Origin of the sequence: Klebsiella sp. CD33 (genome assembly GCF_051992865.1) — a bacterium.
Lineage (GTDB): Bacteria > Pseudomonadota > Gammaproteobacteria > Enterobacterales > Enterobacteriaceae > Klebsiella > Klebsiella pneumoniae.
The window spans coordinates 2,650,479-2,663,619 of the sequence record NZ_CP197023.1; the positions used below are offsets into that span (position 1 = coordinate 2,650,479).

The window sequence follows — 13,141 nt, forward strand, 5'->3', positions numbered from 1 at the left end:
TTTCTGACTTACCGGGGTTTAATATGCAAATTAGCGATACCGGCCGCAGCCACACTCCTGACTTTCACGCCGTCCTCGCCCGTGAAGACTGGCAGAACCAGAGCATTACCCACCTTAACCGCCTGCCAGCGCATCCCGTTTTCGCCAGCTGGCGCGATGAGCTTGCCGCCCGCGATAACCTACCTTCATCCCGCCGCCGTCAACTGGACGGCGAGTGGCAGTTCTCTTACGCCCGCAGCCCGTTTGCCGTCGATGCGCAGTGGTTGACGCAGGATCTACCGGACTGCCGCGGCACGCCTGTGCCTTCCAACTGGCAGATGGAGGGCTATGACGCGCCGATCTACACCAACGTCCGCTATCCCATCGACACCACCCCACCGCGGGTGCCGGAGGATAACCCGACCGGCTGCTACTCCCTGCACTTTACGGTTGAGGACACATGGCGCGAGAACGGGCAAACGCAGATTATTTTCGATGGCGTCAACTCGGCGTTTCATCTGTGGTGCAATGGCGTATGGGTCGGCTATTCGCAGGACAGTCGCCTGCCGGCGGCGTTCGATCTCAGCCCCTTCCTGCGTCCGGGCGACAACCGCCTGTGCGTGATGGTCATGCGCTGGAGCGCCGGCAGCTGGCTGGAAGACCAGGATATGTGGCGGATGAGCGGCATTTTCCGCTCGGTATGGCTGCTGAATAAGCCGCAGCAACGGCTATGCGACGTGCAGTTGACGCCAGCCCTTGACGCCCTCTATCGCGACGGCACTCTGCAGGTCCAGGCGACCATCGAAGCGACTGAGGCGGCGCTTGCCGGGCTCAGCGTCGGGGTTAGCCTGTGGCGCGGCGAGGAGCAGATCGCCGCCGGGCGGCAGCCGTTAGGTACCCCGACGGTGGATGAGCGCGGCCACTACGCGGAACGGGTCGATTTCTCCCTGGCGGTGGCGACGCCGGCGCACTGGAGCGCGGAAACCCCGAACTGTTATCGCGCCGTGGTCACCCTGTGGCGCGGCGACGAACTGCTGGAGGCCGAAGCGTGGGACATCGGTTTTCGCCGCATCGAGATTGCCGATGGCCTGCTGCGTCTCAACGGTAAACCGCTGCTGATCCGCGGCGTTAACCGCCATGAGCATCATCATTTGCGCGGGCAGGTGGTCACCGAGGCGGATATGGTGCAGGACATTCTGTTGATGAAGCAGAACAACTTTAACGCCGTGCGCTGCTCGCACTATCCCAACGCGCCGCGCTGGTATGAACTCTGCAACCGCTACGGTCTGTACGTGGTCGATGAAGCCAATATTGAAACCCACGGGATGGTGCCGATGAATCGGCTGTCCGACGATCCGGCGTGGCTGCCAGCCTTCAGCGCCCGCGTCACCCGGATGGTACAGAACAACCGCAACCATCCGTGCATTATCATCTGGTCGCTGGGCAACGAGTCCGGCGGCGGCGGCAACCACGAAGCGCTGTACCACTGGCTGAAACGCAACGATCCGAGCCGTCCGGTGCAGTACGAGGGCGGCGGCGCGGATACCACCGCCACCGATATTATCTGTCCGATGTACGCCCGCGTCGAACGCGACCAGCCGATCCCGGCGGTCCCCAAATGGGGGATCAAAAAATGGATCAGCCTGCCCGGTGAGCAGAGGCCGCTGATCCTTTGCGAGTACGCCCACGCGATGGGCAACAGCCTCGGCAACTTCGCCGATTACTGGCAGGCCTTTCGCGAGTACCCGCGGCTGCAGGGCGGGTTTATCTGGGACTGGGCCGACCAGGCGATCCGCAAAACCTTTGCCGACGGCAGCGTCGGCTGGGCCTATGGCGGCGACTTTGGTGATAAGCCTAACGATCGCCAGTTCTGTATGAACGGTCTGGTGTTTCCCGATCGCACGCCGCATCCGTCGCTGGTGGAGGCGAAGCACGCCCAGCAGTATTTTCAGTTCACGCTGCTGTCGACCTCGCCGCTGCGGGTGCGCATCATCAGCGAATACCTGTTCCGCCCAACCGATAACGAAGTGCTGCGCTGGCAGGTGCAGGCGGCCGGTGAACCCCTGTATCACGGCGACCTGACCCTGGCGCTGCCCCCTGAGGGCAGCGACGAGATAACGCTGCTCGATAGCCTGATCCTGCCTGAAGGCGCCCGCGCGGTGTGGCTGACGCTGGAGGTGACCCAGCCCCAGGCGACCGCCTGGTCAGAAGCGGAGCACCGCGTCGCCTGGCAACAGTTTCCCCTGCCCGCCCCGCTGGCGCTGCCGGCGCCCACCGTGTCTGCCGGCGCTCCGGATCTTATCGTCAGCGATGAGGTCTGGCAGATCCGCGCCGGTTCGCAATGCTGGACCATCGATCGCCGGACGGGTCTGCTGAGCCGCTGGTCGGTTGGCGGTCAGAAGCAGCTGTTGACCCCCCTGCGTGACCAGTTTATTCGCGCGCCGCTCGACAACGACATCGGGGTCAGCGAAGTAGAGCGTATCGACCCCAACGCCTGGGTGGAGCGCTGGAAAAGCGCCGGCCTGTACGATCTTGAGGCGCACTGCGTCCAGTGCGATGCGCAGCGCCTGGCAAATGAAACCCTCGTCGACTGCCGCTGGCACTACCTGCGCGGCGAAGAGGTAGTGATTGTCAGCCACTGGCGCATGCACTTCACTGCTGACGGAACCCTGCGGTTGGCGGTGGACGGCGAACGGGCGGAAACCCTGCCGCCGCTGCCGCGGGTCGGGCTGCACTTCCAGGTGGCGGATCAGCAGGCGCCGGTGAGCTGGCTGGGTCTGGGGCCGCATGAGAACTACCCCGACCGGCGGAGCAGCGCCTGCTTCGCCCGCTGGGAGCAGCCGCTGGCGGCGATGACCACCCCCTATATCTTCCCGACGGAAAACGGCCTGCGCTGTGATACCCAGGCGCTGGACTGGGGGCGCTGGCACATCAGCGGTCATTTCCACTTCTCCGTTCAGCCATGGAGCACCCGTCAGCTGATGGAGACCGACCACTGGCACAAGATGCAGGCCGAAGACGGCGTGTGGATCACCCTCGACGGCCTGCATATGGGGGTGGGAGGCGATGACTCCTGGACCCCCAGCGTGCTGCCGCAGTGGCTCCTGAGCCAAACGCGCTGGCAGTACGAGGTCTCATTGCGTTGCTTTTAATCCGTGGGGGCGACAGCCCCCACCCCACAAACAGAATAACAAGGGATCATGGTGATGAAATTCTCAGAACTGGCGCCACGAGAACGGCATAATTTCGTCTATTTCCTGCTGTTCTTTTTCTTTTACTATTTCATTATGTCGGCCTACTTCCCGTTTTTTCCGGTGTGGCTGGCGGACGTTAACCATTTAACTAAAACGGAAACCGGGATCGTTTTCTCGTCTATCTCGTTATTCGCCATTATTTTTCAGCCGGTGTTCGGCCTGATGTCGGATAAGCTCGGCCTGCGCAAACATCTGCTGTGGACCATTACGGTACTGTTAATTCTGTTCGCGCCATTCTTTATTTTCGTTTTCTCTCCGCTGCTGCAGATGAATATTATCGCTGGTTCGCTGGTAGGCGGGATCTACCTGGGGATTGTTTTCTCCAGCGGCTCCGGGGCGGTGGAAGCTTATATCGAACGCGTCAGCCGGGCCAATCGCTTTGAATATGGCAAAGTGCGGGTCGCAGGCTGCGTCGGCTGGGCGCTATGCGCCTCGATAACCGGCGTGCTGTTCGGCATCGATCCCAATATCACCTTCTGGATCGCCTCCGGCTTTGCGCTGGTGCTCGGTCTGCTGCTCTGGCTGTCGCGGCCGGAAAGCAGCAACAGCGCCCAGGTTATCGAGGCGCTGGGCGCCAATCGCCAGGCCTTTTCGCTGCGTACGGCGGCAGAGCTGCTGCGTATGCCGCGCTTCTGGGGCTTTATCGTCTATGTGGTGGGTGTCGCCAGCGTCTACGACGTGTTTGACCAGCAGTTCGCCAACTTTTTCAAAAGCTTTTTCGCCAGTCCGCAGCGCGGTACCGAAGTGTTTGGCTTCGTCACCACCGGCGGCGAGTTGCTCAACGCGCTGATCATGTTCTGCGCGCCGGCCATCGTTAACCGCATCGGCGCCAAAAACGCCCTGCTGACCGCGGGGATGATCATGTCGGTACGTATTCTCGGGTCGTCCTTCGCCTCATCGGCAGTCGAGGTGGTGATCCTCAAGATGCTGCATATGTTTGAGATCCCCTTCCTGCTGGTGGGAACTTTTAAATATATCTCTTCCGCCTTTAACCCGCGCCTCTCGGCCACCCTGTTCCTGATCGGTTTTAATCTGTCAAAACAGCTGTCCGGGGTGGTGCTTTCCGCCTGGGTGGGCCGGATGTACGACACCGTCGGCTTCCATCAGGCCTATCTGATCCTCGGCTGCATAACCCTGAGCTTCACCCTGCTCTCGTTCGTCACCCTACGCGGCGGCAACCGTCTGCTGCCGACCGCAGAGACGCAGAGCCCCGCCTGACTCCAGCGCCCCCGTCAGGGATGACGGGCTTCACTCGACAATCCGCGTCTCCCCGCCGCGATTCTCCAGCGCATAGCGCTGACAAGGCGCCCCGGCGGCGATAAGCTCCGCCAGCTCCGCCGAGTGGCTGGTCAGCCAGATCTGGCTGTAGCGCGAGGCCTCGATAATCAGCCGGGCCAGCGCGGGCAACATGTCGCGATGTAGGCTGTTCTCTGGTTCATTGATCGCCAGAAACGCCGGCGGGCGCGGACTGAGCAGCGCGACGGCGAGGCACAAAAAGCGCAGCGTACCGTCGGACATCTCCGCCGCCAGCAGCGGGCGGCGGATCCCTACGCGACGCATTTTCAGAGCGAAACGCGAGTGCTCGTTTTCACAATAAAACTGGCAGCCGGGAAAGGCGTCGGCAAGGATTTCATGCAAAATCTCCTCCGCGCCGATCTCGACAATGGTCTGAAAGGCGGCGGCGAGATTCTGGCCATCGCTGTCGAGGACTGGCGAACGGTAACCCACGGCCGGCTGACGCAGCGGCGAATGACGGCCAATCGCGAATTCATGATAAAACCGCCAACGGCGCAGGGTCTCCCGCACTCGCGACACTTCGGGAAAACGGTGCGGCTCGCCAAGCTGACCGAACACCGACTCATTTTCATAAATACTCTCGGTGAAAGTACTTTTCTCCCCGGTGACATCGACGAGAAACGCCGCCTGATTCTTGCGCTGCAGTACGCGGGAGGAAGGCCGGCGGGAGTAGCCGGCCAGCCAGATATTCTCTTCTTTAACGATAGGATCGAGCATGAATTGCGTCGGATAGGGCAATTTTTCAGGGAAGCCTATCTGCAGCTCATAATCGAAGCTGTCGGTCCGGCAGGCGATTTGCAGCCGGCGGGGGTGACGATCGAGGGGCGAACGCTCCCCGGACCACATCATATTCTCCAGACCGCCCTCTTCGCTGATAAACCCCGAAAGCCTGCCCTCAGCGGCAGCGGTCAGCAGGTGGATGGCGTTATAAATATTGGATTTACCGCAGCCGTTAGGGCCGAAGACAATGTTCAGCGGCCCGAGCTCCAGCGCGATATCCTTCACTGAGCGAAAATTTTGAATACGAATGTACTGAATCATTATGCGTCCGGCCCTGGAAATAGAAGGCTGCCACAGTAGCACAGCGGCGCCCGGCATACCCTCTTACGCCCCCTTTCGGGTAGGGTTTAACAGAACATTTTTTTCATTCCACGGGTCAGGGCGACCCGCGTCAGCTTATCGCTATCCTGATGGGCGTCGCTGAAAACGCCAAAAAAATAGCGTTCATCGTCAATGGTTTGGCTAACAATTCGGTAGCTCAACGGTTGCCCGGATAGCGCACCGTACTGCGCAGGCGTCACCGAGACCTCGGTCGCGTCATCGGCGACGCTGACCAACAGCCCGTCCGCCTTACCGCCCACCAGCATGACCTTAATTATCGGGTGCACCAGTTCCTCCCGGGATGGCATATAGCGTTGGCGAACCGCAGGGACCGGCGGGCGTGATGATCGGCAAACAGCGACGCCCGACAGAGTGCGGTATTTAGTACTTTCTTATAGTTCATCACGGCCTTGAGTCAAAAAATAGCGTGCTTAGGCAGGGCTAGATATTGATTATTCGAAATAAAAGATGACAAATGATGAAGGAAAAAAGAGGAATTGTGAATCAGCAAAACGCCGGGTTATTCTTATTTGTCGCTTCTTTACTCGCCTTTATCGGCCCTCACTCAAGGATGTATTGTGGTTATGCGTTATATTCGCCTGTGTATTATCTCCCTGTTAGCCACCCTGCCGCTGGCGGTACACGCCAGCCCGCAGCCGCTTGAGCAAATTAAACTAAGCGAAAGCCAGCTGTCGGGCCGCGTAGGCATGATAGAAATGGATCTGGCCAGCGGCCGCACGCTGACCGCCTGGCGCGCCGATGAACGCTTTCCCATGATGAGCACCTTTAAAGTAGTGCTCTGCGGCGCAGTGCTAGCGCGGGTGGATGCCGGTGACGAACAGCTGGAGCGAAAGATCCACTATCGCCAGCAGGATCTGGTGGACTACTCGCCGGTCAGCGAAAAACATCTTGCCGACGGCATGACGGTCGGCGAACTCTGCGCCGCCGCCATTACCATGAGCGATAACAGCGCCGCCAATCTGCTGCTGGCCACCGTCGGCGGCCCCGCAGGATTGACTGCCTTTTTGCGCCAGATCGGCGACAACGTCACCCGCCTTGACCGCTGGGAAACGGAACTGAATGAGGCGCTTCCCGGCGACGCCCGCGACACCACTACCCCGGCCAGCATGGCCGCGACCCTGCGCAAGCTGCTGACCAGCCAGCGTCTGAGCGCCCGTTCGCAACGGCAGCTGCTGCAGTGGATGGTGGACGATCGAGTCGCCGGACCGTTGATCCGCTCCGTGCTGCCGGCGGGCTGGTTTATCGCCGATAAGACCGGAGCTGGCGAACGGGGTGCGCGCGGGATTGTCGCCCTGCTTGGCCCGAATAACAAAGCAGAGCGCATCGTGGTGATTTATCTGCGGGATACCCCGGCGAGCATGGCCGAGCGAAATCAGCAAATCGCCGGGATCGGCGCGGCGCTGATCGAGCACTGGCAACGCTAACCCGGCGGTGGCCGCGCGCGTTATCCGGCCCGCAGCACCTCGCAGGCGTGCCGGGCGATATGACTGGCGGCGGCATCGGAGAGATGCCGGTCGGTAATGATGGTGGTGAACCGGGTCAAAGGTAACGCCATGAACGTGGCCACCTGATTGTATTTCGAACTGTCGCACAGCAGGATGCTTCTCGCGCTGACCTGGCTGACGGTCTCCTTGACGGTAACCTTGTTCTCATCAGGGGTGAATATCCCGCGACTGTCCCAGCCGCTGGCGGAGATAAAGGCCGTATCGATAGCCAGGTGGCGTAACGTACGCGCCGCCGATTCGCCCACGCAGGAGCGGTTCTCCCGGCACAGAGTGCCGCCGGTGTGGATCACGCCGCACTGGCTGGCATCGATCAGCAGCTGGGTTATCTCAAAATCATTGGTGACCACCTGGAGATCGTTCCGGTCGAGGATCGCCCGCGCCAGCGCCAGGGTGGTAGTCCCGGCATCCAGATAGATGCAACTGTTTTTGGCGATATGACTCGCCGCCAGCGCGCCGATCGCCTGTTTCTCCTCACTCTGCAGCGTGCTTTTCACCAGATGACTGGGTTCCGCGGCCAGCCGGCTGACGGCGCGTACGCCGCCCGAGACGCTGACCAGCAGCCCCTGCTCCTCCAGTTTACTAACGTCCCGACGGATGGTCATATGGGACACGCCGAGGATCTCCGTCAGCTCGTTAATGCTTACCGCCCCGCGCTGCTCCACCAGGGCTAAAATACGCTGATGTCGTTCTATTGGAATCACCGCTCTCCCCTTACCATTTTTTCACACCAGGCGTCACCACCCAGGCTACGGCCCTGGCGACACCCTCTGTTGTTATCGCGCTTTGCCGCTGTTTTTAGGCTATTTTAGTGCAAGAATCGCCGTTGTGCAGCCTCTTTCCGCCTGTGAATTTTTTATATTCATGTGGGTTATTCGTGATAACTCTCACATAAATTCACATGATAACGCTTTATTCTATCATTAAATCACATTAATTAACTAATGTTCACAAGGAGACCAGCATGGCTGCACACACTAACGTCTGCGTGATTGGACTGGGTTCAATGGGCATGGGCGCCGCCCGCGCCTGCCTGCAGGCGGGCCTGAACACCTGGGGCGTTGACATCAATCCCGACAACTGTCGCGCACTGCTGGCGGCGGGCGCCAAAGGCGCGGGCCCCAGCGCGGTGCCGTTCGCCGCGGAACTGGATGCAGTTGTGCTGCTGGTGGTCAATGCCGCCCAGGTGCGGGGGATCCTGTTCGGCGAGAGCGGCCTCGCCGCCCATCTGAAGCCGGGCACCGTCGTGATGGTGTCGTCCACCATCGCCTCCGCCGATGCTCAGGCCATTGCCGAGGCGCTGGCGGAGTACCAGCTATTGATGCTCGACGCGCCGGTATCGGGCGGCGCCGTGAAAGCGGCCGCCGGCGACATGACGGTGATGGCCTCCGGGAGCGATGCCGCCTTTGCCCGCCTCGCGCCGGTGCTGGACGCCGTGGCCGGCAAAGTCTACCGCATCGGGAGCGACATTGGTCTTGGCTCGACGGTAAAAATTATCCATCAGCTGCTGGCCGGGGTGCACATCGCCGTTGCCGCCGAAGCGATGGCGCTTGCCGCCCGCGCCGGGATCCCACTGGAGACGATGTATGACGTGGTCACCCACGCGGCGGGTAATTCCTGGATGTTTGAGAATCGCATGCAGCACGTCCTGGATGGCGATTACTCGCCAAAATCCGCTGTCGATATTTTTGTCAAAGATCTCGGGCTGGTGAATGACACTGCCCGGGCGCTGACCTTCCCGCTGCCGCTCGCTACCACCGCGCTGAATATGTTCACCTCCGCCAGTAATGCCGGATTCGGTCGGGAAGATGACAGCGCGGTGATCAAGATTTTCAACGGCATCACCCTGCCGGGCCATAAACAGTGAGGAGAGACAACATGCAGCTTGGTGTCATTGCCGATGACTTCACCGGCGCCACGGATATTGCCAGCTTCCTCGTGCGCAACGGCATGCCGACGGTGCAACTGAATGGCGTGCCGACCCGCGATCTTCCGCTGACCAGCGAGGCGGTGGTCATCAGCCTGAAAACCCGCTCCTGCCCGGCGGAAATGGCCGTCAGCCAGTCGCTGGCGGCCCTGCGCTGGCTGCAGGCCCAGGGCTGTCAGCAGTTTTATTTCAAGTACTGTTCCACTTTCGACAGCACCGCGCAGGGCAACATTGGCCCGGTGCTGGATGCCCTGCTGGCCGAGCTGGGTGAGACGCGGACGGTGATTTCCCCGGCGCTGCCGGTTAACGGCCGCACGGTTTATCAGGGATATCTGTTCGTCGGCGAGCAACTGCTGAATGAGTCCGGGATGCGCCACCATCCGGTGACGCCGATGGAGGATGCGCACCTGGGCCGCTTAATTGAGCGCCAGGGGCGCGGAAAAGCCGCGCTGATTGCCTGGCCGATTGTCGCCCGGGGGCCGGAGGCGGTCGCCGCCGCGCTGGCGGCAGTCAACGATCCGGCGGTGCGCTATGTGGTGCTCGACGCCCTCAGTGAACAGGATCTGCTCACCCAGGGCGTGGCGCTGCGGGAGATGAAGCTGGTCTCCGGCGGTTCCGGCCTCGCCATCGGCCTCGCCCGCGACTGGGCGCAGCGCCATGGCGCCCGGGGTGAAAGCGCTCAGGCCGGCATGCCGCTGGCCGGCCCGGCGGTGGTGCTCTCGGGCTCCTGCTCGGTGATGACCAACAGCCAGGTGGCGGCCTATCGTCAACAGGCCCCCGCCCGCGCCGTCGACTTAAGCGCCTGCTTTACCGATCTGGAGAGCTACGTCAGGACGCTGACTGACTGGGTGGACGCGCAGCGCGATGCGCCGCTGGCGCCGATGATCTATGCCACCACCGAGCCGCAAACGCTGCAGCGGATCCAGGCGCAGTATGGCGACAAGGCCAGCAGCGAACGGGTGGAACAGCTGTTTGCCGCCCTTGCCGCCGCCCTGAAGGCGAAAGGATTTACCCGCTTTATTGTGGCCGGAGGGGAAACGTCGAGCATTGTGGCGCAGACCCTGGGGGTTGAGGCGTTCCATATTGGGCCGACCATCTCCCCTGGCGTGCCCTGGGTGCGTGACACCCGCCAGCCGCTCTCCCTGGCGCTGAAGTCAGGTAACTTCGGCGATATCCAGTTCTTTGCCCGTGCCCAGCAGGAGTTTCGTCATGACTGAGCAACAACTGCGAGAGGAAATGGTGCAGATTGGCGCCTCGTTGTTTAGCCGCGGCTATGCCACCGGCTCCGCTGGCAATCTATCGCTGCTGCTGCCGGACGGCAACCTGCTGGCGACGCCGACCGGCGCCTGCCTCGGCGAACTGCAGGCTCAGCGGTTGTCGGTGGTGACGCTGCAAGGGGAATGGATCTCCGGCGACAAACCGTCGAAAGAGGTCACTTTTCACCGGGCGGTCTATTTGCACAACCCGGCCTGCAAGGCGATCGTCCACTTGCACAGCCACTATCTGACCGCGCTCTCCTGCCTGCAGGGGCTCGATCCGCACAACTGTATCCGCCCCTTTACCCCCTATGTGGTGATGCGCGTCGGCGACGTCCCGGTGGTTCCCTACTACCGGCCGGGCGATGACCGTATTGCCCAGGCGCTGGCCGGGCTGGCGCCCCGCTATAACGCCTTTTTACTGGCCAACCACGGACCGGTGGTTACTGGCTCATCGCTGCGCGAAGCCACCAACAATACCGAGGAACTGGAAGAGACCGCTCGGCTGATATTTACCCTCGGCAACCGCGAGATCCGCTACCTGACCGCTGACGAAGTGAAAGAACTGAGATAAAACCATGCCAAAATTCGCTGCAAATTTATCCATGCTGTTTACCGAACTGCCGTTCCTGGAACGCTTTGCCGCCGCTGCCCGGGCGGGATTTGAAGCCGTTGAGTTTCTTTTTCCCTATGAGTATGCCGCCGGGGAAATCAGACAGCGCCTGCAGGAGAACCAGCTGCAGCTGGTGCTGTTCAATACCCCACCCGGCGACGTCAACGCCGGAGAATGGGGGCTCGCCGCCATCCCCGGGAGAAGCGCGGAGGCCCGACGCGATATTGAGCTGGCGCTGGAGTATGCCTGCCAGCTCGGTTGCCCGCAGGTGCATATCATGGCCGGCGTGGTGCCGCCGGGAGCGGATCGCGCAGCCTGCGAGGCCGTGCTTATCGATAATCTGCGCTACGCCGCGGAGTGCTTTGCCCGCCACGACAAGCGGATACTCATCGAAGCGCTGAATCCGCAGACCAAACCGGGCTATCTCTACCACAGTCAATATCAGACGCTGGCGATGGTGAAACGGGTCGACAGGCCGAACCTGGCGGTGCAGTTAGATCTGTTTCACGCGCAGAAGGTGGACGGCAATTTAAGCCATCTTATTACCGAATATGCCGGCCAGTATCGCCATATTCAGATTGCCTCCCTGCCCGACCGTCATGAACCGGATGAGGGCGAAATAAACTATCCGTGGCTCTATGCGCTACTGGATAAAACCGGTTATGACGGCTGGATCGGCTGCGAATATATCCCCCGGACAGACACGCTTTCCGGGCTGGGGTGGTTCTCGCCCTACCGGAAAAAATAAACGCCGTTTTCTAAAAAAATAACTCTCTGTACACCTGTTAATACCCGAGGCAAACCTATGTCGACATCGGCGCTGTTACTTATTGCGTTAGCCAGCGTAGTGCTGTTGCTCCTGTTAGTGATCAAAGCGAAAGCACATCCTTTTGTGGCGCTCCTGATCGTCAGTCTGCTGGTGGCATTCGCCACCGGCATTCCGGCAGATAAAATTATAACCACCATTGAAAAAGGCATGGGCGGCCTGCTTGGCCACATCGCCAGCATTATTATTCTGGGCTCAATGCTGGGGGTGCTGATTGAAATGTCCGGCGGCGCCGAATCGCTGGCGAAAACGTTGACCGGCGTACTGGGTGCAAAACGAACCATTGCCGCCTTAACCATTGTGGCTTTTATTCTCGGCACCCCGGTCTTTTTTGAAGTCGGCTTTATCATCATCATTCCGTTAATCTACGGCTTCAGCAAAGTCGCCCACGTGTCGCCGCTGAAGTTTGGCCTGCCGATGGCCGGCGTGATGTTAACCGTCCACGTGGCGCTGCCCACCCATCCTGGCGCAGCGGCTGCGGCAGGCATTCTGCATAGCGATGTCGGTTGGCTGATGCTGGCGGGGATTGGGGTGTCGGTGGTCGTCGGTATCGTGGGCTATTTTGTCGCCCGGTTTATCAATCGGCGCCATTATCATCTGTCGATTAACGTGCTGGAGCAGCAACAAACGGCGGAAGTACCGGATCTCTCGGTTAACGCGCAGCAGACCCGTCTGCCGCCGCCGAATGCGCTGGTTATCGGTGGGCTGATCGTGGTGCCCATCATGCTGATTGTTTCCGGGACGCTGTGTCAGGCGCTTCTGCTGCCGGAAAACGCGGTTCGCCAGCTGATGACCGTCATTGGTACCCCGCCGGTCGCCCTGCTGATCTCCCTGGGCCTGGCCAGCTGGACGCTGGGCATCCGTCGGCGGATGAGCCTGAAAAAGCTGGGCGAAGTCACCGGCAGCGCGATCCCCTCGTCGGCGGACGTGATCCTCGTCGCCGGCGCCGGCGGCGCCTTTGGCGGCGTACTGGTCGCTTCCGGCATCGGTAATGCCTTAGCCGAGGCGCTGGAGACAATACATCTGCCGCTGATGCCCGCCGCTTTTCTGCTATCGCTGGTGCTCAGAGCCTCGCAGGGTTCGGCCACCGTGGCGATCCTCACCACCTCCGGTCTGCTGTCGCAGGCGGTTGTCGGTCTGGAGCCGCTGCAGCTGGTGCTGGTGACGCTGGCGACCTGCTTCGGCTCGCTCGGGCTGTCGCACGTCAACGACGCCGGATTCTGGGTCGTCACGCGCTATCTCGGACTCTCGGTGCCGGATGGACTCAAAACCTGGACCGTCTTGACAACCATCATGGGGGTGACGGGCTTTCTCATCACCTGGCTGCTGTGGTTTGCGCTTTGATGTTAACCTGGGTGGCTCCGGC

At 61.0% G+C, this 13,141-nt stretch carries 11 protein-coding genes; 8 read left to right on the forward strand and 3 right to left on the reverse strand.

Features of this window, described 5'->3' with window-relative positions:
• The first annotated feature begins 23 nt into the window (after positions 1 to 23).
• Both ACR809_RS13250 and ACR809_RS13255 read left to right on the forward strand, forming a co-directional pair.
• Positions 24 to 3,131, forward strand: coding sequence for a beta-galactosidase (locus ACR809_RS13250; RefSeq protein ID WP_122051332.1), 3,108 nt, complete (start codon positions 24 to 26; stop codon positions 3,129 to 3,131).
• A gap of 54 nt (positions 3,132 to 3,185) precedes the next feature.
• Positions 3,186 to 4,451: an MFS transporter gene (locus ACR809_RS13255; RefSeq protein ID WP_004176258.1), complete on the forward strand. Its 1,266-nt coding sequence runs from the start codon at positions 3,186 to 3,188 to the stop codon at positions 4,449 to 4,451.
• A gap of 30 nt (positions 4,452 to 4,481) precedes the next feature.
• Here ACR809_RS13255 and ACR809_RS13260 read toward each other — a convergent pair whose 3' ends face one another.
• Both ACR809_RS13260 and ACR809_RS13265 read right to left on the reverse strand, forming a co-directional pair.
• Positions 4,482 to 5,570, reverse strand: coding sequence for an AAA family ATPase (locus ACR809_RS13260; protein ID WP_112089310.1), 1,089 nt, complete (start codon positions 5,568 to 5,570; stop codon positions 4,482 to 4,484).
• A gap of 86 nt (positions 5,571 to 5,656) precedes the next feature.
• Entirely contained in the window at positions 5,657 to 5,917 is a 261-nt protein-coding gene (locus ACR809_RS13265) for a hypothetical protein (RefSeq protein ID WP_004176262.1), read from the reverse strand.
• Positions 5,918 to 6,214: 297 nt separating this feature from the next.
• Here ACR809_RS13265 and ACR809_RS13270 point away from each other — a divergent pair, with 297 nt between their 5' ends.
• Positions 6,215 to 7,075: a broad-spectrum class A beta-lactamase SHV-1 gene (locus ACR809_RS13270; protein ID WP_001620095.1), complete on the forward strand. Its 861-nt coding sequence runs from the start codon at positions 6,215 to 6,217 to the stop codon at positions 7,073 to 7,075.
• A gap of 20 nt (positions 7,076 to 7,095) precedes the next feature.
• On the opposite strand, the gene ACR809_RS13275 is transcribed toward ACR809_RS13270, so the two are convergent.
• Complete coding sequence (locus tag ACR809_RS13275; RefSeq protein WP_002210513.1) at positions 7,096 to 7,857, reverse strand: DeoR/GlpR family DNA-binding transcription regulator; 762 nt, start codon at positions 7,855 to 7,857, stop codon at positions 7,096 to 7,098.
• A 260-nt stretch (positions 7,858 to 8,117) separates the two neighbouring features.
• On the opposite strand from ACR809_RS13275, the gene ltnD reads away from it, so the two are divergent.
• The 5 genes from ltnD to ACR809_RS13300 are packed head-to-tail and all read left to right on the forward strand — an operon-like array spanning position 8,118 to position 13,119.
• Complete coding sequence (gene ltnD, locus ACR809_RS13280; protein ID WP_002903955.1) at positions 8,118 to 9,020, forward strand: L-threonate dehydrogenase; 903 nt, start codon at positions 8,118 to 8,120, stop codon at positions 9,018 to 9,020.
• An 11-nt stretch (positions 9,021 to 9,031) separates the two neighbouring features.
• Complete coding sequence (otnK, locus tag ACR809_RS13285) at positions 9,032 to 10,297, forward strand: 3-oxo-tetronate kinase (RefSeq protein ID WP_004190239.1); 1,266 nt, start codon at positions 9,032 to 9,034, stop codon at positions 10,295 to 10,297.
• Positions 10,290 to 10,910 (forward strand): 3-oxo-tetronate 4-phosphate decarboxylase, encoded by a 621-nt coding sequence (otnC, locus tag ACR809_RS13290; protein WP_002210516.1) that lies wholly within the window; start codon positions 10,290 to 10,292, stop codon positions 10,908 to 10,910. Before otnK ends, otnC begins: the two co-directional genes overlap by 8 nt.
• Positions 10,911 to 10,914: 4 nt before the next feature.
• Positions 10,915 to 11,697, forward strand: coding sequence for an HPr family phosphocarrier protein (locus ACR809_RS13295; RefSeq protein ID WP_004183945.1), 783 nt, complete (start codon positions 10,915 to 10,917; stop codon positions 11,695 to 11,697).
• 57 nt (positions 11,698 to 11,754) lie between these two features.
• Entirely contained in the window at positions 11,755 to 13,119 is a 1,365-nt protein-coding gene (locus tag ACR809_RS13300; protein ID WP_002903916.1) for a GntP family transporter, read from the forward strand.
• Positions 13,120 to 13,141: the final 22 nt, after the last annotated feature.